This window comes from Nocardia sp. SSK8 (genome assembly GCF_037034205.1).
Lineage (GTDB): Bacteria > Actinomycetota > Actinomycetes > Mycobacteriales > Mycobacteriaceae > Nocardia.
This window is the reverse complement of record NZ_JBAGKD010000018.1, coordinates 49,482-69,443: the sequence shown is the minus strand read 5'-3', so window position 1 is coordinate 69,443 and position 19,962 is coordinate 49,482. Positions and strand designations below refer to the sequence as shown.

The following is a 19,962-nucleotide window of genomic DNA, read 5'->3' as shown; positions in this document are numbered from 1 at the left end:
CCCGCATCACTCTTCGATTCGTCCATCCGACTCAGCCATCCAGATGCCTGCGCAGCGCGTCGAGCGGTCCGTCCCAGTCTCGCGCCAGTGCGGCGAGAAACTGCTGGGCCACCCGCATCGGCGCCGAGTCGAGGCGGTAGCGCACCCGGCGGCGTTCCCCCGGTTCCGCGATCACCAGTCCCGCGTCGGCCAGCAGCGCGAGGTGTTTGGCGATCGCCTGCCGGGTGATGGGCAGGCGATCGGCCAGGTCGGTCGCGGTGGCCGGTCCGTCGGCGGCGAGCGCGGCCAGCACCGCGCGTCTGCTCGGATCGGCCAGCGCGACGAAGACCCGCTCGGCGGTGGCCTCCGATTCAGGCCGCATCGAGGTATTCGACCAACTCACCGAGCTCACTCTTCCAGCCGTCGGTGTTCCCGCCGAAGGCCGCCTGGAACGCCTCGTCGGGCAATTGCGCGAATCCGCTCTCGACCACCGTCAACCGCGTCCCCGCGCCGTCCGGCTCGAGCGTGAACTCGACATAGGTGCGGCGCGGGTCCTCGTCGGGCAGGCCGTAGATGTGCCAGGTGAAGCCGAAGACCGAGGGTTCCTCGACCCGTTCCACCCGCATGTTCGCCACGCGTCCTTCGGTCCACGTCATCCGCGCCGCGCCACCCGGGCGCAGGTCGATCTCGGCGGTATTGCCGAACCAGCTCCCGAGCCCTTCGGCGGTGGTGATCGCCGTCCAGACCTTCCCGGGCGGGTGGGCGAGTTCGACGGTGCGCACGATCTGATCAGGGAATCCCATGACACTCTCCTTTATCGCAACCAATGGGTTGCCATCCAATGTATAGCAACCCGCAGGTTGCCACAAGGGGGTCAGTGTCCGCCGGTGACGCGGAACCCGCGCGGAACCAGCAGCACGGTGCCGACCGCGACCACCGCGATGACGACGGCGGAGAGCGCAGCGGTGGTCGTGAGGGCGGCGTCGAAGGCGTGTTCGGCGGCGTGCAGGAGCTCGGTGCGGGCCGGTTCGGGGAGGTCGTCGGCGACTTCGGCGGCGCCGCCGACCGACCCCGCGGCCTGGTCGAGCCGCTCGGGCGGGACGGGCAGGTTCGTCATGTGCTGACTGAACATGCGGGCATGCAGGCTACCGAGCAGGGCGACACCGAAACCCACCCCGACCTCGTAGTTCGTCTCCTCCACGGCCCCGGCCTGCCCCGCGCGATCAGCGGGCACGGCACCGACCAGCACGGCCGCCGCCGCGGTCACCGCCATCCCGTCACCGAGCCCGAACGACACCAGAACCAGCGCGATCACCGGATACGCCGTCGGCTCCGGGCTCACCGCGAGCAGCGCGAACCCGAGCGCCACCGCGCCGAGCCCCACCCCGAGCACGGTTCGCACGCCGAGTTTCTCCATGAGGAACGGGGTGAGCAGCGAGGCGGTGAGCAGGGTGAGGGCGGCGGGCAGCATTCGGATACCGGCCTGCGACGGGCTGTACCCGTGGACGTATTGCAGCCACAGCGAGATCAGGAACATGGACGCGCCGATGGCCATCATGGCCAGCAGGGTCGCGACGGCGGCCGCGGTGAAGGCGCCGTTGCGGAACAGCCGCACATCCAGCAGCGGATCGGTGGCGGTGAGCTGGCGCCGGACGAACCACGCCATCGCCACGATCCCGACCAGCAGGATCGTCCAATCCACCTCGCTCGCTTCGCCTTTGGCCAGATGCTTGACGCCCCAGGCCAGGCAGATCACGCCCGCGATCGAGAGCACCGCGGCGAACCAGTCCAGCCCACCCGCCTGTGGCGCCCGGTACTCCGGCAGCACCCACAGCCCGACCAGCACCGTCACCAGTACGACCGGCACATTCAGCCAGAACGCCGAGGCCCACCCGAAGTGCTCGACCAGGAACCCGCCGATGATCGGCCCGACCGTGGCCCCGACCCCAGCGACCGCGGCCCAGATGCCGATGGCCATGGTGCGCTCGCGGACGTCGGTGAAGATATTGCGGATCAGCGACAGCGTCGAGGGCATCACCATGGCGCCACCGATCCCCAGCAGCACCCGGCCGCCGATGAGCTGGGCCGCGCTGCCCGCGGTCGCGGCGATCACCGAGGCGATGCCGAAGAGCACGAAACCGCTGAGAAACAACAGCTTCCGGCCGATCCGGTCGCCGACCGCGCCGGTGGTGATGAGCAGGCCACCGAGGACGAGGCCGTAGATATCGATGATCCACAGCTGTTCGAGCGCACCGACCTGGAGGTCGTCGATCAGGGACGGCAGCGCGACATTGAGAATCGTGGCGTCCATGGCCACCAGCAACAGGCTGGCGCACAGCACACCGAGCATCACCCACCGCATCGCCCCGTACTCCCGCGCCTCGACCACCACTCCACCTCGCGCCGTCGCCACCTACCCGTCACGGCCAAACTACCGACCACACCCACCCACCCGCGGTAACCAGCAACCTCGCGGCACGTCCCGCCCCACCGCCGACCGCCCACGCTCTCCGGCCGATCCCAGCATTCCCAAGATGCGACCCGGCGCCCCCGACCCAGCCTCAGCGTTCGAGGACCACCGCGTCGACCAGCGTGCGGGCGACGCGGGGCGAACCCGGCGCCCGAGCCAGCGTCAGCCTTCGGGGAGTACCGCGTCGACGAGCGCGCGGGCGGCGCGGGTGGTGCGTTCACGGTCACCGGTGATCAGTCGGTCCTGGATGATCCCGCGCATTCCCGAGATGAGCAGCGTCGCCACCACTTCGGGGTCATCGGGGGCGAGGGCGGTGCGGCGCAGGGCGGACGCGAAGGCGGTGACGAAGGTGGTGATGGCGGCGTCCGCGTAGTCCCGATAGGGCGAATCGGGGGCGCAGGCGGCGCCGAGCACTTGCAGTAGCACGCGCACGCTGTCGGCCTCGGAGCCGTCGGTGTTGAGGTCGAAGAAGCCGAGGAGCCGGTCGCGCAGCTGGGCCGCCTCGGTGACGTCGGCGAACACCGCACCCACGTCGGGTCGCTGTGTCGCCAGGGCCTGGACCAGCAGTTCCTCCTTGGTCCCGAAGTAGTGGATGAGCATGCGCGAGCTGGTTCCCAGCGCGGCGGCCAGCGGACGCAGCGACAGTTCGGCCAGGCCGTGTGCGGCGATATAGGCGACGACACCGGCCAGCAGGTCGGCGCGTTTGCGGTGGTCGAGTGGACGGGCCATGGGTTGACTGTAGCGAGTGCTACAGGTATTCATGACGCCATGACTGTACCGATCGCTACAGAAACCGGCGACGATGTCGTGGTGACGGGATACGCGGCGACCACCGCCCTGGCCGCGACGATGGACGAGACCTGGACCCGGCTGCTGCGCGGCGAGAGCGGAATCCGCGCCCTGGCACCGGAATTCCTCGCCGAGCACGATCTCCCGGTGCGCATCGGCGGCCCGCTGGTGAGCCCGCCGGACGCGGAACTGTCCCGCGTCGAACAGCGCCGCCACTCCTATGTCGAGCGCATGGCGCTGGTGCTCGGCCGCCGGGTCTGGCAGGCGGCGGGCGCTCCGGCGGTCGATCCGGAGCGCCTGGCCGTGGCCATCGGCACCGGGCTCGGCGGCGGTGACGCGCTGATCGACGCGGTCGACGCCATGCGCGCGGGCGGCTATCGCAAGGTGTCCCCGCTGGCCGTGCCGATGGTGATGCCGAACGGTCCGGCCGCCACGGTCGGCCTCGAAATCGGAGCGCGAGGTGGGGTTTTCGCGCCGGTCTCGGCCTGCTCGTCGGGATCGGAGGCCATCGCGCACGCCTGGCGGCTGATCCGCACCGGCGAGGCGGAGGTGGTGGTCACCGGTGGGGTGGAGGGGCATATCGACCCGGTGCCGATCGCCGGGTTCGCGATGATGCGGGCCATGAGCACCCGCAACGCGGAACCCGAGCGCGCGTCACGGCCGTTCGAGCGGGATCGGGACGGGTTCGTCTTCGGCGAGGCGGGCGCGCTGCTGGTGCTGGAATCCGAACAGCACGCGCGAGCCCGTGGCGCCGAGGTGCACGGCCGGGTGCTCGGCGCGGGCATCACCTCCGACGCGTTCCACATCGTCGCCTCCGATCCGGCGGGCACCGGGGCCGCGCAGGCCATGCGCAAGGCGATACGGACTGCGGGACTGCGGCCTTCGGACATCGGCCATGTGAACGCGCACGCCACCTCGACCTCGGTGGGCGACGCGTCCGAGGCCGCCGCCATCACCGCCGTCACCCCGCACGCCTCGGTCTACGCGCCGAAATCCGCGCTGGGCCATTCCATCGGCGCGGTGGGCGCGCTGGAATCCCTGATCACCATGCTGAGCCTGCGTGAGCAGATCGTCCCGCCCACACTGAATTTCGACACTCCGGACCCGGCGATCGATCTCGACATCGTGGCGGGTTCCGCGCGGACACAGCGTTTCGGCTACGCCGTGAGCAATTCGTTCGGCTTCGGCGGACACAATGTCGCCCTCGCCTTCGGCGCGCCATGACAGCGCCCCCGATCCGCGAATCAGGGGCGCCGCGAGGAGCTTTCGTCAGGGCTTGTCGAAGCGGGTGTCGACGAAAGACTGGAAGTCGACCTTGCCCGGCAGGGCCTTGGCGTCGGTGAAGGCGTCGGCGATCTCCTGTTCGGAGGCCACCACGTCATCGGTGAGCGCGATGGGTTCCTTGATGGAGCGGGTCCAGGTGGTGCGCGAGGCGTCCACGCTGATCTGGGTGAGCTCGGCGTACTTGGTGGACCAGGTGTCGAGGTTGTCCGAGGACCACTTGGTGGCGGCGGCGTAGCGCTGGAAGAAGTCGGCGATGGCGGCGGACTTGCCCGCGTCGGCGATGGTCTTGTTGCCCGCGACCCAGAAGTTGTACCCGTTGGCGGCCTGGTCGGCGGTGGCGATGGACTTGGCGCCGATCTCCTTCTCCGCGATGGCGGTGTAGGGGTCCCAGGTGGCCCAGGCTTCGACATCGCCGCGGGTCAGCGCGGTGTAGCCGTCGGCGGGCGAGAGGTAGACCGGCTCGACATCGCTGAGCGACAGGCCCGCCTTCTTCAGCTGGAGCAGCAGATTGGCATTGGCCGAACTGCCCTTGTAGACAGCGACTTTCTTGCCCTCGAGCCCGGCCACCGAGCTCACCGTCGAGTCCTTGCCGACCAGGATCGCGTCGCCCTTGCCGGTGGCCGAGAGCGCGCCGACGATCTTCACATCGGCGTCGGCGGCCGCGCCGAAGATGACCGGGGTGTTGCCGGTCTGGGCGATATCGATGCCGCCCGCGCTGGCCGCCTCGACCAGCGGCAGACCGGCGGTGAAGGTGGAGAACTCGATCTTGTACGGCAGATTCTCCAGCTGGCCCGACGCCTTCAACAGCACCTCGATCGAAATCGCCTTCTGGTCACCGACTTTCAGCGTGACGGTGCTGAGGTCCACCGGACCAGAGGGCGCCGCCTCGGTGGCCGCGTCGTCACCGCAGGCGCTCAGCGAGAGCGCGGCGACGACGGCGAGGGCGAGCCCGGCCAGGCGAGACTTCGGAGTGCGTTTCACAGGAACAACTTTCGTGCGTCGGGTACAGCGGTCGGCGCGGTGCGCCGGAAGGGCAGGTCAGTGGGTGACGCCGAGCAGCGTGAGCAGCTGGGTGGCGTAGTCGGCGACCTCGGGCGAGCCCGCGGTGCGCGGGCGCGGCAGGTCGATGGACACGTCGGCGGCGATGCGGCCCTCGTCCAGGACGAGCACGCGGTCGGCCAGGGTGATGGCCTCGAGCACATCGTGGGTCACCAGCAGCACGCCGAAGGCGCGCTGGGCGTGCAGGCCGAGCAGCAGCTCGTGCATGGTCAGGCGGGTGAGCGCGTCGAGGGCGCCGAAAGGTTCGTCGAGCAGCAGTAGCGTGGGCTCTGCGACCAGGGCTCTGGCCAGCGCGGCGCGCTGCGCTTCGCCGCCGGACAGCGTCAGCGGCCAGGCGTCGGCGCGCCCGGCCAAGCCGACCTCGGCGAGCAGATCACGGGCGGCCTGTTCGTCGGCGCGGCGGTTGCGCGGCTTGGGCCTGCCCAGGGCGACATTGCGCACCACCGGCTGCCACGGGATCAGCCGCGCCTCCTGGAAGACGATCGTCGGCCTGCCCTCGACGGATACCTCGCCGCGGGTCGCGGTGTCGAGGCCGCCGAGGATGCGCAGCAGGGTCGATTTGCCCGAGCCGCTGCGCCCGACCAGCGCGACGATCTCGCCCGCGCCGAGTTCGAGGTCGATCCCGTCGAGCACACTCCGCTCACCGAAGCTCTTGCCCAGACCGGTGATTCGCGCGGCCGGGGTGCGGGCCGATCGACTGGGGATGGGGGTGACGGCGGCAGCGGTCATGACGGGAACCTCGCGATCGAGCGGCGGCGGGTGGGCCGATCCACCGGGCGGATCGGGTGGACCCACCGGCGGGAGAAGGTGGCGGGCATCAGCGGTGCACCGCCGGGCGCCAGCGCAGGGCACGGCGTTCGAGCAGCCGCACGATCGAGTCGGTGAGCAGGCCGAGCAGGCTGTAGATCACCAGGCCGAACACCACGATGTCGGTGCGCAGGAATTCGCGCGCGTTGTTGACCACGAAGCCAAGGCCCGCGCTGGCGTTGATCTGCTCGGCGACGATGAGCGAGAGCCAGGCGATCCCGAGGCTCTGCCGCACGCCCACCAGGATCTGGGGCAGCGCGCCGGGCAGGATGAGCAGCCGCAGCCGCTCGGCGAGCCCGAGTCGCAGGGCACTGCCGAGCTCGAGCAGCTTGGGATCGAGCTGGCGGATGCCGGAGAAGGTATTGAGATACAGCGGGAAGAACACGCCGAGCGCGATCAGGTAGACCTTCGGCTCCTCGCCGATGCCGAACCAGATGATGAACAGCGGAATGAGCCCGAACAGCGGAATGGTGCGGATCATCTGCAACGGCGGGTCGACGGCGTATTCACCGATCCGGCTCAGCCCCGCGAACACACCCAGCGCCAGCGCGAGCACCGCGCCGAGCGCGAACCCGTAGAGCGCGCGCCCACCCGAGACGAGCAGGGCCTCACCGAGCTGCCCGGAGCGGTAGATCTCGAGCCCGGCGTCGACGACCTTCGACGGCGCGGGCAGCTTCTTGGCCGGAATCCAGCCGCTGCTGCTGCCGATCTGCCAGATCAGCAGCAGCACGACCGGCGAGAGCGCTCGCAGAAACCCGGCGCGGCGGTACAGCGGAACCCGACCCGCGCCGGTCTCGGTGGGCTTGACCAACAGCATGCGAGCATGGTGCCCGCCGGGCCGCCCCCGCCGACAGGGTTGGAATCAGCTCGAGAATTTCTCGGTGCCGCGGCCCACACTCCCCTCATCGGCGCGTGGGTCGCGGCCCTTTCGAATCATGCACCAGCGCAGGGTGTTCCGCGCAGCAATGCGGGCGATCAGTGGTGTTCGTGGAGGTCACCCCAGGCCGGGAAGGGGTCGGCGTAGGCGGTCCAGGCGCCCGCGCCCGCGGCGTATTCGGCATCGGTGAGCAGGGCGTCGTCGAGGGCGCGGCGCACCGCGGGGGCGTCGAGCCGCACGCCGATGAACACGATCTCCTGTCCGGCGGGCACCTCCAGCGAGGACCACCAGGCGCCGGGTTCGAAGGTCAGGTTCGGGCCCGCCTGTGACCAGATCGCGGCCAGTTCGGGGCGGCTGGCGATCCAGCAGAATCCCTTGCTGCGCAACATGCCTCGCAGACCGGACAGCGCCTCGGCGAGACGGCCGGGATGGAAGGGCCGGTCGGCGACGTAGGTGAGGCTGCTGATGCCGTATTCCTCGGTCTCGGGGGTATGCCCGCCCGCGAGCTCCTCGGCCCAACCCTCGGCCTCGGCGGCGACGAGCGGGTTGTAGCGGCCGGTGTCGAGCACCTCGGCGAGATCGACCTTGCCCTTCTCGACGCGCAGCACCCGCGCGCGGGGGTTGAGTCTGCGCACGGTGGCCTCGACCGTGGCGGCGGCATTGGCGCTCACCAGGTCGGTCTTGTTGATCAGCAGCACGTCGGCGAACTCCACCTGGTCGACCAGCAGGTCCGCGATGGTGCGCGAATCCCCTTCGCCCGCTTCCAGCTCCCGTTCCGCCAGGCCCTGCCCGCGCACCAGCTCGGCCAGGAAGGTGGAGGCGTCCACGACGGTGACCATGGTGTCGAGGCGGGCGATCTCGCCGAGACGGAAGCCGTCCTCGAACTCCCAGTCGAAGGTGGCGGCCACCGGCATGGGCTCGGAGATGCCGGTGGACTCGATCACCAGCTGGTCGAAGCGGCCCTCGCGGGCCAGCCGGGCGACCGCCTCGATCAGGTCCTCGCGCAGGGTGCAGCAGATGCAGCCGTTGGTGAGCTCGACGAGTTTCTCCTCGGTGCGGTCCAGGTGTCCCTGGCCTGCCACCAGGGCGGCGTCGATGTTCACCTCGCTCATGTCGTTGACGATCACCGCGACCCGGCGGCCCTCGCGGTTGGCGAGGATGTGGTTGAGCAGGGTGGTCTTACCCGCGCCAAGGAACCCGGACAGGACGGTGACGGGGAGGGAAGTTGTGGTCACGAGTTAATGATAATGGTTTTCATTTACATCGTGCGGGCGGGGTCCCGGAGCAGGCCCGGCGGCCGTAGGGTGACACCGTGAAGATGCTGCCGCTGACCCCCGATGGCCAGACCCCCGTCCGCGCGCTCACCATCGCGGGCACCGACTCCGGCGGTGGCGCCGGAATCCAGGCCGATTCGCGGACGATGGCACTGTGCGGGGTGCACGCCTGCGTCGCGGTGGCGGCGGTGACCGTGCAGAACACGGTGGGCGTCAGCGGGTTTCACGAGATTCCGGCGCACATCGTCGCCGATCAGGTCCGCACGGTGGTGCGCGATATCGGCATCGGCGCGGCCAAGACCGGCATGCTCGCCTCCACCGCCATCATCGAATCGGTGGCCGGGGTGTGCCGGGAGCTGGGGATCGGCCGCGATGGCACGATTCCGCTGGTGGTCGACCCGGTCGCGGCCTCCATGCACGGCGACCCGCTACTGCACGCCGAGGCGCTCGACGCGGTGCGCAACACCCTGATCCCGCTGGCCACCGTGGTCACCCCGAACCTCGACGAGGTCCGGCTGATCACCGGCATCGAGGTCGTCGACGACGCCACCGCCCGCAAGGCCGCCGAGGCCCTGCACGCCCTGGGCGCGCAATGGGCGATCGTCAAGGGCGGACACCTGCGCTCCTCGGAGGTGAGCACCGACCTGCTCTACGACGGCGACACCTTCCGCGAATACACCGCCCCCCGCATCGCCACCGGCAACGACCACGGCGGCGGCGACACCCTGGCCGCCGCCATCGCCAGCGCCCTGGCCAACAACTACTCCGTCCCCGACGCGGTCGAGTTCGCCAAGGAATGGACCTACCGCTGCCTGGCCGCCGCCTACGACCTCGGCGCGGGCCACGGCCCGGTCTCCCCCCTCTGGCGCCTACACTGACCCACCCCTGTGCGTGGCGTCACGAAGTTGTCGGTGGGCGGGTTCATACTGGATTCGCCGCACCCCCACCGGCTCCAATGACGTAGCTGGCGAGAACAACGGAGTTCGCGCCGGGCGCGGCAGAAGCGTTCAGCTCGCGATGAATGCGGCGCGCAGGGGCTGCGAGAGGTCCACCCGGACCTGATTGAAGCTGGCATGCGCCTGGGCCAGCGCCGAGATGCTCTCGGCCAGATAGTCGACGAAGCGCTCCACCGGCATCGCCGAGACCTCGCGCTGATTCGCGCCGAGCCACCAGTCCGTGGCCGAGGCCACCGCACCGAAAATCGAATAGTTCACCAGTTCGATCCCGGCCACGTCGACCGATTCCGCGGGCAGCAGGCCCGCGAAGAACTCGGCCGCCCGGCGCGCCGACTGCCGTGCCGTCTCCAGCGCCCGTTCCGTCTCCTTGGCCTGCTGACTGAAGTGGCTGTGCAGCATGAACCGGAAGACATTCGGATGCTCCGACACCACCGAGACGTAGGCCGCGGCGCCGGTGCGGACCAGTTGGGCCACCGAGTCGTCGGTGAGGTCGACGCCGGTGAGCACCCGCTCCCAGAGCATGTCGCGGACCCGGTCGACGATGGCGTTGTAGAGGTCGGTCTTGTCTTCGAAGTGCCGGTAGAGCTTGGGTTTGGCGGCGCCTGCCTCGCGGGCGATATCGCCCATGCTCACATCGGGTCCGACCCGGTCCAGCGCGCGGAAGGCGGCGTCGACGAACTGGATGCGGACTTGAACGCGATGCTCGCGCCAACGCTCGGTCCGCGCATCGACACGACGGCCCGGTGCCTCGCCTGATTTCGGGTAACCGCGCGTCACAAACAGCAGCTTATTGTCGGCGCGGGGCCCGCTCGACCGGCGGGGTTGCCTTTTGCCGGAACGGCAAGGATTGTTGCGCGATTTCGCGGGGTCCCCGCACGATGGTCAGATGACCGATACCACCCCCACCGCCGAAGAATTCTGGGAAGACTTCTACCGCGACCGCGAACAGATCTGGACCGGCAAGGTCAACCCGCTGCTGGTCCGCGAGACCGGCGAACTCACCCCCGGCACCGCGCTCGACCTGGGCTGCGGCGAAGGCGGCGACGCGATCTGGCTGGCCGAGCGCGGCTGGCGGGTCACCGCCGTCGACATCTCGGCCACCGCCATGGAGCGCGGCGAACGCGCGGCCCGCGAGCTCGGGCTGACGATCCACTGGGAGCGCCACGACCTGCGACACAGCTTCCCCGAGGGCGCTTTCGACCTGGTCTCCGCGCAGTTCCTGCACTCGCCGGTGGAACGCCCCGACGAGCGCGCGGTGATCCTGCGCCGCGCCGCGACCGCCGTCGCGCCCGGCGGGGTGCTGGTGATCGGCGGGCACCACGGCTGGCCGAGCTGGGTCACCGAGCCGCCCAAGCATGTCGATTTCCCCACCATCGAGCAGGTGCTCAGCCAGCTCGAGCTGGGACCGGAGTGGCAGGTGGAGACCGCCGAGCTCGTCTACAGTCCGTCGACCAGCCCCGACGGCGTGGCCGGTGAGCGCGCCGACAGCGTGTTGCGGGTGCGGCGCGGCTAGGCGGGAGCCTTGGGTGTCGCGTCGCCGATCGGGATCTCGAGCAACCTCCCAGCCCGGTCCCAGCTCGGTGGCAGCGCGGCCGTCGAGGGTGGGTGCCATGACTCAGACCGAGGCCGAGCAGAAGGCCATGCCGAGCCGCCGGGCACCGGTGCTCGACGTGGTGATACCCGTCTACAACGAGGAGACCGATCTGGGGTTGTGCGTGCGCAGGCTGCACGCGTACCTGCGCGACGGCTTCCCGTTCACCGCCCGCATCACCGTCGCCGACAATGCCAGCACCGACGCCACCCTCGCGGTGGCCGAACTGCTGGCGACCGAACTCGACGGCGTGCGGGTACTGCACCTGGACGCGAAGGGACGGGGGCGGGCACTGCGCGCGGCGTGGAGCGCGTCGGACGCGGCGGTGGTGGCGTATATGGACGTCGACCTGTCGACCGATCTGAACGCGCTGCTGCCGCTGGTCGCGCCGCTGGTGTCGGGACATTCCGAGCTGGCCATCGGCACCCGCCTCGACGCCTCGTCCCGGGTGGTGCGCGGGCCCCGGCGCGAGATCATCTCCCGCTGCTACAACCTGCTGCTGAAAACGACACTGCGCGCGGGCTTTTCGGATGCCCAGTGCGGGTTCAAGGCCATGCGCACCGAGGTAGCGCGCGAACTGCTGCCGCTCGTGCGCGACGGTGAGTGGTTCTTCGACACCGAACTGCTGGTGCTGGCCGAGCGGGCCGGGCTGCGCATCCACGAGGTGCCGGTCGACTGGATCGACGACCCCGACAGCCGGGTCGACATCGTCGACACCGCCCGCAAGGACCTGCGCGGCATCTGGCGGCTCACCAAGGCGCTCACCACCGGCACGCTGCCGCTGGCCGAACTCCGCGCGGCCGTCGGGCGCGAACCGCTGGTACCGGGTGTGCCGCTGGGGATGGTCGGGCAGCTGGTGCGCTTCGCCGTCGTCGGTGTGAGCTCGACGCTGGCCTACATCGTGCTGTACCTGCTGCTGCAACCGCTGCTCGGCGGTCAGGGCGCGAATCTCCTGGCATTGCTGGTGACCGCGGTGGGCAATACCGCCGCCAATCGCGCCTTCACCTTCGGCGTGCGCGGGCGCCGCGACGCGATGTCGCACCAGTTCCAGGGCTTGGCCATTTTCGCCTTCGGCCTCGCCATCACCAGCGGTTCCCTCTTCGCCCTGCACCGCTGGGCCCCCGACGCGGCCGTCGGGGTCGAGCTCGGGGTGCTGATCACCGCGAATCTCGTTGCGACACTGTGCCGTTTCGTCGGCCTGCGGTGGGTCTTCCGGCACGCGGGCACCCACCAGCACGCCGCCGGGCGTGTTCTCGGCACATCGGCCGACACTGACGCGCGGACCGGCCATGAGCCCGAAGGTGTCCGGCGCGTGGACGAACTGGGGGTGCGCCGATGACCGCCACCGTCATGGAACGGCCGGATATCGCCGATGTCGCCGCCGAACGCCGAAAGCGCTGGGAATACCCGGCATTGGCGGCGTTGCTGCTCGGTACCACCATCGCCTACCTGCTCAATCTGAGCGCCAACGGCTGGGCCAATGACTTCTATGCCGCTGCGGTGCAAGCGGGTTCGCAGTCGTGGGAGGCGTTCTTCTTCGGGTCGTCCGACGCGGCGAACTCGATCACCGTCGACAAACCGCCTGCCTCACTGTGGGTGATGGAGCTGTCGGTGCGGGTGTTCGGGCTCAACAGCTGGAGCATGCTGGTGCCGCAGGTGCTGCTCGGGGTGGCGACCGTGGCGGTGCTGTGGGCGACGGTGCGCCGGTCCTTCGGGCCCGCCGCCGGGTTGATCGCGGGCACGGTGCTCGCGGTGACTCCGGTCGCGGTGCTGATGTTCCGGTTCAACAATCCCGACGCGCTGCTGGTGCTGCTGATGACCGCGGCCGCCTGGGCGATGACCCGTGCCGTCGCCGACGGACGGTGGCGGTGGCTGCTGCTCACCGGCGGCCTGATCGGCTTCGGCTTCCTCGCCAAACAGCTCCAGGTGCTGCTGGTGGTGCCCGCGCTGGCCCTGACCTACCTGATCGCGGGCCCGCCGAAGCTGGGCAAACGCATCGCGCAGCTGTTCGCCGCCGGGGCCGCCATGGTGCTCGCGGCGGGCTGGTGGCTGCTGACAGTGGAGCTCTGGCCCGCCGACAGCCGCCCGTGGATCGGTGGGTCGCACGAGAATTCGATCATCGAGCTCACCCTCGGTTACAACGGGCTCGGCCGTCTCAACGGCAACGAACGCGGCAGTGTTGTTCCCGGCGGGGGCGACATGCCCGGCGGCGGCGGTATGTGGGGCAGCACCGGCATCACCCGCATGTTCGACCCGGCTCAAGGCGGGCAGATCGCCTGGCTCATCCCCGCCGCCCTGCTCGGCCTGGTCGCTGGACTGATCCTGCGCGGCCGCGCACCCCGCACCGACCGGCGCCGCGCCGCGCTGATCCTCTGGGGTGGTTGGCTTCTCGTCACCGGCCTGGTCTTCAGTTACATGGCGGGCATCTTCCACCAGTACTACACGGTGGCCCTCGCCCCCGCCGTCGCCGCACTGGCCGGTATCGCCGCCGTCCAGCTGTGGGGTGCGCGCGACCGCCTATGGGTCCGCCTCACCTGCGCCCTCGTCATCGGACTCACCACCGCCACGGCGTGGATTCTGCTGTCGCGCAGCGCATCCTTCCAACCGTGGCTCCGCTGGACGATCCTCCTCACCGGCCTCGCGACGACCATCGCCCTCGCCTTCCCCTTACCGCGCAAGCTCTCCCTGGCCGCCGCCCTCACCGCCACCTTCGTCGCCCTCGCAGGCCCCGCGGCCTACTCCATCGACACCCTCGCCACGTCCCACTCCGGCGCGATCCCGAGCGCGGGCCCGAATGCCGGTGGCATGCACGGCATGGGCGGCATGCGCCCCGACTGGGGCAACGGCAGACCGGGCGGCACCCAGCTGGGTGGGACGGGTTCCGATGGCGCTACGCCAGACGGCTCGATGCCGGACAGCTCGGCAACCAGCGGCGCACCCGGAGCCCCGCCGACCGGCGGCGCAGCGCCCGCCGACGGTTCCGCCGCAGCGGATGGCGCCGTGACGGATGGCCAGGATGGCCGGATGCGGGGCGGTCCGGGACGTGGCGGGGCCGGTGGGTTGCTGAACGGGTCGCGGCCCAGTGACCGCATCGTCACCATGCTCGAGCAGGACGGCACCGACTACACCTGGGTGGCCGCCACCGTCGGGTCCAACAGCGCCGCCGGGTATCAGCTCGCCACCGAGCTTCCGGTCATGCCGATCGGTGGGTTCAACGGCAGCGATCCCTCCCCCACGCTCGAACAGTTCCAGCGCTACGTCGCCGACGGCCGGATCCACTACTTCATCTCCGGTGGACACGGCGGCCCTGGTGGCGGCAGTGCCTCGACGAGTTCGGCGATCACGACCTGGGTTGCCGAGAACTACACCGCGATCACCGTCGACGGCGTCACCATGTACGACCTGACCCAACCGAAGGAATAGTCGGCCACCGAGGGCCTGGCGGCCTCGCTGCGCCGACCATGCGGGTCGGCCGCGACCGGTCAGGACGTCTCGATGGTTCCTCGCGGAGCCACCCACCGGTGGTTCAGGTCCAATACCGAAGCGACGGTTTCGAAATCGGCGTCGTAGTGGAACAGGACGAGGCGATGCTCGACCGCCAGCACCGCGGCGAGCAGATCGTGGATGCCGACCGCGCGGTGGCGGCCGGAGCGGGCCAGTTCCCGCTGGATGGCGAACGCGCTCTGCCAGTGCTCGTCATTGGTGGGCAGGTATTCGTAGGCGGCGCGGCGGCGGAACCGGATCTGTTCGTATTCCGCCGGGCCGCGGGCGCTGTAGAGCGCCTCGGAATCCAGCGCCGCGCAGGTCGCGACCAGGCCCGCCTTGAGCAAGGGACCGAGTTCGGCGGCGACTTCGGGATGCCGCATCCGGGCACCGGCGCTGGTGTCGATGAGGTAGCGCGCGGTTATCGCCATACGTCATCGCGCCGATCCTTGTCGGCCATCTCGGCCAAGCCCCCATTGACGAGCCACTCGACTTCCGCGGCACGCGCCCGCGCGACCACCGCGGAACTCAACGCGGCGCGCACCGTATCGGAGACACCCGACGTCCCGAGCGCGTCTTGGGCGGACGCGAGCAGCTCGTCGTCGATCTCGATCAGTCGCTTGGTCATGTCGCAGTCCCTCGATATATATTCCCCCATGCGGCGACTATATACCCGGGAAGGCGCAGGTCACAAGGGTTGTTCAGCCTTGGTTGAGGGCCGAGTGCAGCGTTGCCGCCCACTGGTCGACGATCAGTTTGCGGCGGGCCGAGTCGTCGGTGAGGACATCGGCCAGGCCCAGCCCGCGGGCCAGGTCGAGGGTGGCCTGGACCAGGTGGTGGTTGACCGGGTCGGAGTCGTCGACGCCGAGCGCCTCGACGGCGCGGCGGTGGGCGATGCGGCCGAAGCGGGCTTCCATGGGGACGATGCGTTCGCGCAGGGCCGGGTCGGCGGCGGCGTGGGTCCACACCTGCAGGGCCGCCTTGAACAGTGGCGAGGTGTAGGACTCGACCAGGCCGGAGACCACCGCGCGGGTGCGGCCCGCGCCCTCGGCGACCTCGTTGATCGCGGTCGCCTCGGCGCTGGACTGCTCCATCCTGGTGTCGAACATGTACTCGAGCGCGCCGGTGATCAGGTCTTCCCTGGTGGGGAAGTGATGCTGGGCCGCCCCGCGCGACACCCCGGCCCGTTCGGCGACCACCGACACGGTCGCGGCCGCCCAGCCGGTCTCGGCCAGGCAGTCGATGGTGGCCTCGAGCAGCCGCTGCCGGGTGGCCCGGCTGCGGTCCTGCTTGGGTTCGTGGGGTGTCGCCATCGGACTATTGTGCCCAGCTGGGCGGGCGCTTCTGGAAGAAGGCCGTCATGCCCTCGATCACCTCGGCGGTACCGAAGAACCCCGCCGAACGCCGCGCGAGCTCCTCCGCCTCGGCGTCGAAGCGCGCCAGCAGCACCGAGTTGACCAGCCGCTTGGACTCCGCCAGCCCCTGCGGCGACCCCTTCCGCAGCTCCCCACACAGGCGTTTCACCTCGGCCGCGGCATCCGCGGCCGCCACCGTGACCAACCCGATCTCCTGCGCCGTGGCCGCGTCGAACTTCTCCCCCGTGAGGAAGTACCGGCTCGCCGAACGCTGGTCGAGCCGCGGCACCAGCGTGAGCGAGATCATGAACGGCGCCATCCCGATGCGCACCTCGGTGAGCGCGAAACTGCTCCCCGGCCCCGCCACCACAAGATCGCAAGCACCGATGATGCCCATCCCGCCCGCGCGCACATTGCCGTCGATCTGGGCGACAACCGGCTTGGGCGAGGCCAGAATGCCACGCAGCACATCGATCATCACCCGCGTGCGCTGATCCGCCGCGGTCGCCGGATCGGCAGTACTCGCCTCCTTGAGGTCGGCACCCGCGCAGAAGGTGTCACCAGTATGCGCGAGCACGATGCCACGCACGGCCGGATCACCGTTCGCCGCGTCCAGCCCCGCCAGCAGCTCACGAACGAGCTTGGACGAGAGCGCATTACGGTTGTGCGGCGAATCGAAGGTCAGGGTGGCGAACCCGTCGACGACCTCGTAGCGGACGAACGGTGCTTCCGTCACGTCACTCATCGGGACTCCTGTTCATCCGGGAGGAATGGTGGCCGCCCCACCACCGGGGCGGCCACCGTCGGAAACTAGTACGAGCGCGGCAGGCCCAGCGAATGCTGCGAGACGAAGTTGAGAATCATCTCCCGGCTAACCGGCGCGATCCGCATAATCCGCGCCGCCTGCAACATCGCCGACAACCCCACCTCCTTGGTCAACCCCGAGCCACCGTGCGTCTGAATAGCCTGATCCAGCGCCTTGATACTGGCCTCGGCCGCCGCGTACTTGGCCATGTTCGCCGCCTCGGCAGCCCCGAACTCATCCCCCGAGTCATACAACGTAGCGGCCTTCTGCATCATCAGCTTGGCCAGCTCCAGCTCGATCTTGATCTGCGCCAGCGGATGCGAAATCCCCTGGTGCGCACCGATCGGCGTCTTCCAGACAGTGCGCTCCTTGGCGTATTCCACCGCCCGGTCGATCGCGTAACGCCCCAGCCCGATGGCCATGGCCGAACCCATGATGCGCTCGGGGTTCAGCCCCGCGAACAGCTGGGCCAGCGCGGCGTCTTCGGAGCCGACGAGAGCGTCGGCGGGCAGACGCACATCGTCGAAGAACAGCGTGAACTGGTTGTCCGGCTCGATAACATCCATCTCCTGGACGTTCTTCACCAGGCCGGGCGCGTCCACCGGGACGATGAACAGCGCGGGCTTGAGCTTGCCGGTCTTGTGGTCCTCGGTGCGGGAGACCACCAGGATGGCCTCGGCCTGATCGACACCGGAGATGAAGATCTTGCGGCCGTTGAGGATCCAGTCGTCACCGTCGCGGCGGGCGGTGGTGGTGATCTGGTGCGAGTTGGAGCCCGCGTCGGGCTCGGTGATGGCGAAGACCATCTTGGCCGAGCCGTCAGAGAGCTTGGGCAGCCAGTTCCGCTTCTGCGCGTCGGTGCCGTACTTGGTGATGATGGTGCCGCAAATGGCCGGGGAGACCACCATGAGCAGCAGGCCCGCGCCCTGGGCGGAGAGCTCCTCCTGCACCAGCGCCAGCTCGTACATGCCAGCGCCACCGCCGCCGAACTCCTCGGGCAGGTTCACGCCGAGGAAGCCGAGCTTGCCCGCCTCGTCCCAGAGTTCGGTGAGCGGCTCGTTCTTGCGCGAGAGCGGCAGCACATAGTCGCGGTAGTTGTATTTGGCCGCCAGCGACGCGACCGCCGCCCGCAGCGCGGTCTGCTCTTCGGTTTCGATGAAGGTCATGCCTGCTCCTGCTCTTCTTCCTCTACGACGGCGAGGACGGTTCCGACCTCGACCTGCTGGCCGACGGTCACATTGAGTGCGCTGAGGACGCCGGTGGCGGGCGCGGCGATGGTGTGTTCCATCTTCATGGCCTCGAGCCACAGGATGGGCTGGCCCTGGGTCACCTGGTCGCCCTCGGCGGCCCCGAGCCGGATGACGCTGCCCGGCATGGGCGCCAGCAGCGAACCGGCCGCCACCTGCTCGGACGGGTCGGTGAAGCGCGGCAGCCTGCGCACGGCCACCGGGCCGAGCGGGGAGTCCACCGCGACGAGGTCGCCGTAGCGGGCGATCTCGAACTGCCTGCGCACCGGACCGCGCTCGCCGGGCACCGCCAGCACCACGCGCCCGGGCGCCGCCGAGATCAGCTCGAGGCCGTCGTGGCCCTCGACCTGCACGCCGGTGCGGGTGTAGCGGTAGCGCACCTCGTGTGTGCCGGAGGTGCGGCTCTCGTAGGACTTGGTCTGCGGCAGCGAGGCCAGGTTGCGCCAGCCGCTGGGCGCGAGCCGGGTGAAGCGGCTGGCGGCGTGGTTGGCGGCCGAATCCGCCAGGGCCGCAGCGACTATGGACAGCGCCTCGTCGGCCTCCGAGGCCAGCGGCGCCGACAGCGCGGCCAGGTCGTGGGTGACGAAGAAGGCGGTGTCGGTATCGCCCGCCAGGAAGGCCGGGTGCCGCAGCACGCGCACCAGCAGGTCGCGGTTGGTGACCAGGCCGTGGATCTTGGCGCGCTGCAACGCGGTGGCGAGCAGATGCGCTGCCTCCGCGCGGGTTTCGGCGTAGGAAATGACCTTGGCCAGCATCGGGTCGTAGTGCACGCCGACCACCGAGTCGTCCACCACGCCGGTGTCCAGGCGCACGCCCGGCTGTTCCAGCACGGTGAATTCCCCGGCGGTGAACGGAATCTCGATCTTGTGCACCGGGCCGCTCTGCGGCTGCCAGTCCTGCGCCGGGTCCTCGGCGTAGAGGCGGACCTCGATGGAGTGGCCGCGCTGGGCGGGCTGGGTGGCGGGCAGCGGCAGTCCCGACGCCACCTGCAACTGGAGGCGGACCAGGTCGAGCCCGGTGGTCTGCTCGGTGACCGGATGTTCCACCTGGAGACGGGTGTTCATCTCCAGGAAGAAGAAGTCGCCCTTCTCGTCGGCGAGGAACTCGACGGTGCCCGCGCCCTCGTACCCGATCGCCTCGGATGCCAGGCGCGCCGCCTCGAACAGCCGGTCACGCATGCTCGGCCCATCCGCGCTGCTCACGGGGCCTCCGTGGCCACGCTCCGCTCCCGCCTCCGGCCCCTGAGCTCGCAGCGCGTCGATCTTCTCGACCAGCGGCGACGGCGCCTCCTCGACGACCTTCTGATGACGACGCTGGATCGAGCACTCGCGCTCACCCACCGCCCAGGTCGTGCCGAAAGTGTCCGACATGACCTGGACTTCGATGTGACGGCCGGTCTCCAGGTAGCGCTCGCAGAACACGGTGGGGTCACCGAAAGCGGACTCGGCCTCGCGGCGGGCGGCGGCGATCTGATCCTGGAGATCGCCCAGCGCACGCACCACGCGCATCCCGCGACCACCACCACCGGCGGAGGCCTTGATCAGCACGGGCAGGTGCGCCTCGGTGACCTCGGCCGGGTCCAGCTCGGCCAGCACCGGCACACCCGCGGCGTCCATCATCTTCTTGGACTCGACCTTGGAGCCCATCTGCTCGATGGCCGCGACCGGCGGACCGATCCACACCAGCCCCGCGTCGAGCACGGCCCGCGCGAATTCGGCGTTCTCCGAGAGGAATCCGTAGCCGGGATGGATGGCGTCGGCACCGGCCGACAGCGCCGCCTCGATGATCAGCTCACCGCGCAGATAGGTCTCGGCGGGAGTGTTGCCGGGCAGCCGGATGGCGGCGTCGGCCTCGGACACGTGCGGGGCCGCGGCATCCGCGTCGGAGTAGACGGCGGTGGTGCCGATGCCCATCCGGCGGCAGGTGGCGAACACGCGGCGCGCGATCTCACCACGGTTGGCGACAAGAACATTGGTAATTGCCATG

Annotated in this window: 20 protein-coding genes; 5 read left to right on the top strand and 15 right to left on the bottom strand. The window is 69.8% G+C overall.

Annotated elements, in window-relative coordinates; genetic code table 11:
• Window positions 1-31: 31 nt before the first annotated feature.
• From WA675_RS25685 to WA675_RS25670, 4 genes are all read right to left on the bottom strand, one after another.
• Entirely contained in the window at window positions 32-361 is a 330-nt protein-coding gene (locus tag WA675_RS25685) for an ArsR/SmtB family transcription factor (protein ID WP_336087807.1), read from the bottom strand.
• Window positions 351-782: an SRPBCC domain-containing protein gene (locus tag WA675_RS25680; protein WP_336087806.1), complete on the bottom strand. Its 432-nt coding sequence runs from the start codon at window positions 780-782 to the stop codon at window positions 351-353. The genes WA675_RS25685 and WA675_RS25680 overlap by 11 nt, the downstream gene beginning before the upstream one ends.
• Before the next feature lie 71 nt (window positions 783-853).
• Window positions 854-2,368, bottom strand: coding sequence for an MFS transporter (locus WA675_RS25675; RefSeq protein WP_336087805.1), 1,515 nt, complete (start codon window positions 2,366-2,368; stop codon window positions 854-856).
• A gap of 243 nt (window positions 2,369-2,611) precedes the next feature.
• Complete coding sequence (locus WA675_RS25670; RefSeq protein ID WP_336087804.1) at window positions 2,612-3,178, bottom strand: TetR/AcrR family transcriptional regulator; 567 nt, start codon at window positions 3,176-3,178, stop codon at window positions 2,612-2,614.
• A 39-nt stretch (window positions 3,179-3,217) separates the two neighbouring features.
• On the opposite strand from WA675_RS25670, the gene WA675_RS25665 reads away from it, so the two are divergent.
• Entirely contained in the window at window positions 3,218-4,462 is a 1,245-nt protein-coding gene (locus WA675_RS25665; RefSeq protein ID WP_336087802.1) for a KasA/KasB family beta-ketoacyl-ACP synthase, read from the top strand.
• 45 nt (window positions 4,463-4,507) lie between these two features.
• On the opposite strand, the gene WA675_RS25660 is transcribed toward WA675_RS25665, so the two are convergent.
• The 4 genes from WA675_RS25660 to WA675_RS25645 all read right to left on the bottom strand — a co-directional run bounded on the left by WA675_RS25660 (window position 4,508) and on the right by WA675_RS25645 (window position 8,500).
• The gene (locus tag WA675_RS25660) at window positions 4,508-5,503 is read right to left on the bottom strand and encodes an ABC transporter substrate-binding protein (protein ID WP_336087800.1); all 996 of its coding nucleotides are present in this window, start codon (window positions 5,501-5,503) and stop codon (window positions 4,508-4,510) included.
• A gap of 57 nt (window positions 5,504-5,560) precedes the next feature.
• Window positions 5,561-6,310: an ABC transporter ATP-binding protein gene (locus tag WA675_RS25655; protein WP_336087799.1), complete on the bottom strand. Its 750-nt coding sequence runs from the start codon at window positions 6,308-6,310 to the stop codon at window positions 5,561-5,563.
• Window positions 6,311-6,398: 88 nt separating this feature from the next.
• A complete protein-coding gene (locus tag WA675_RS25650; protein WP_336087797.1) occupies window positions 6,399-7,205 on the bottom strand; it encodes an ABC transporter permease in 807 nt (268 codons plus the stop codon).
• A gap of 158 nt (window positions 7,206-7,363) precedes the next feature.
• Window positions 7,364-8,500: a GTP-binding protein gene (locus WA675_RS25645; RefSeq protein WP_336087796.1), complete on the bottom strand. Its 1,137-nt coding sequence runs from the start codon at window positions 8,498-8,500 to the stop codon at window positions 7,364-7,366.
• Window positions 8,501-8,577: 77 nt separating this feature from the next.
• Here WA675_RS25645 and thiD point away from each other — a divergent pair, with 77 nt between their 5' ends.
• A complete protein-coding gene (thiD, locus tag WA675_RS25640) occupies window positions 8,578-9,417 on the top strand; it encodes a bifunctional hydroxymethylpyrimidine kinase/phosphomethylpyrimidine kinase (RefSeq protein ID WP_336087795.1) in 840 nt (279 codons plus the stop codon).
• A gap of 129 nt (window positions 9,418-9,546) precedes the next feature.
• Here the strand turns inward: thiD and WA675_RS25635 are convergent, their stop codons facing one another.
• Complete coding sequence (locus tag WA675_RS25635; RefSeq protein ID WP_336087794.1) at window positions 9,547-10,272, bottom strand: TetR/AcrR family transcriptional regulator; 726 nt, start codon at window positions 10,270-10,272, stop codon at window positions 9,547-9,549.
• A 109-nt stretch (window positions 10,273-10,381) separates the two neighbouring features.
• Here WA675_RS25635 and WA675_RS25630 point away from each other — a divergent pair, with 109 nt between their 5' ends.
• The 3 genes from WA675_RS25630 to WA675_RS25620 all read left to right on the top strand — a co-directional run bounded on the left by WA675_RS25630 (window position 10,382) and on the right by WA675_RS25620 (window position 14,509).
• Window positions 10,382-11,008, top strand: a complete 627-nt coding sequence (locus WA675_RS25630) for a class I SAM-dependent methyltransferase (protein WP_336087792.1) — start codon at window positions 10,382-10,384, stop codon at window positions 11,006-11,008.
• A 97-nt stretch (window positions 11,009-11,105) separates the two neighbouring features.
• Complete coding sequence (locus tag WA675_RS25625; protein ID WP_336087789.1) at window positions 11,106-12,425, top strand: bifunctional glycosyltransferase family 2/GtrA family protein; 1,320 nt, start codon at window positions 11,106-11,108, stop codon at window positions 12,423-12,425.
• The gene (locus tag WA675_RS25620) at window positions 12,422-14,509 is read left to right on the top strand and encodes a glycosyltransferase family 39 protein (protein WP_336087788.1); all 2,088 of its coding nucleotides are present in this window, start codon (window positions 12,422-12,424) and stop codon (window positions 14,507-14,509) included. The genes WA675_RS25625 and WA675_RS25620 overlap by 4 nt, the downstream gene beginning before the upstream one ends.
• A gap of 59 nt (window positions 14,510-14,568) precedes the next feature.
• On the opposite strand, the gene WA675_RS25615 is transcribed toward WA675_RS25620, so the two are convergent.
• From WA675_RS25615 to WA675_RS25590, 6 genes are all read right to left on the bottom strand, one after another.
• Window positions 14,569-15,000: a PIN domain-containing protein gene (locus WA675_RS25615; RefSeq protein WP_336087787.1), complete on the bottom strand. Its 432-nt coding sequence runs from the start codon at window positions 14,998-15,000 to the stop codon at window positions 14,569-14,571.
• Complete coding sequence (locus WA675_RS25610; RefSeq protein ID WP_336087786.1) at window positions 14,991-15,197, bottom strand: DUF2191 domain-containing protein; 207 nt, start codon at window positions 15,195-15,197, stop codon at window positions 14,991-14,993. Before WA675_RS25610 ends, WA675_RS25615 begins: the two co-directional genes overlap by 10 nt.
• A gap of 73 nt (window positions 15,198-15,270) precedes the next feature.
• Complete coding sequence (locus tag WA675_RS25605) at window positions 15,271-15,882, bottom strand: TetR/AcrR family transcriptional regulator (RefSeq protein WP_336087785.1); 612 nt, start codon at window positions 15,880-15,882, stop codon at window positions 15,271-15,273.
• Window positions 15,883-15,886: 4 nt separating this feature from the next.
• Window positions 15,887-16,669 carry an enoyl-CoA hydratase family protein gene (locus WA675_RS25600; RefSeq protein WP_336087784.1) on the bottom strand — a complete coding sequence of 261 codons (783 nt, stop codon included), beginning with the start codon at window positions 16,667-16,669 and terminating at the stop codon, window positions 15,887-15,889.
• A 65-nt stretch (window positions 16,670-16,734) separates the two neighbouring features.
• Window positions 16,735-17,895, bottom strand: a complete 1,161-nt coding sequence (locus WA675_RS25595) for an acyl-CoA dehydrogenase family protein (RefSeq protein ID WP_336087783.1) — start codon at window positions 17,893-17,895, stop codon at window positions 16,735-16,737.
• Window positions 17,892-19,961 carry an acetyl/propionyl/methylcrotonyl-CoA carboxylase subunit alpha gene (locus WA675_RS25590; protein ID WP_336087781.1) on the bottom strand — a complete coding sequence of 690 codons (2,070 nt, stop codon included), beginning with the start codon at window positions 19,959-19,961 and terminating at the stop codon, window positions 17,892-17,894. Before WA675_RS25590 ends, WA675_RS25595 begins: the two co-directional genes overlap by 4 nt.
• Between the last annotated feature and the right edge of the window lies 1 nt (window position 19,962).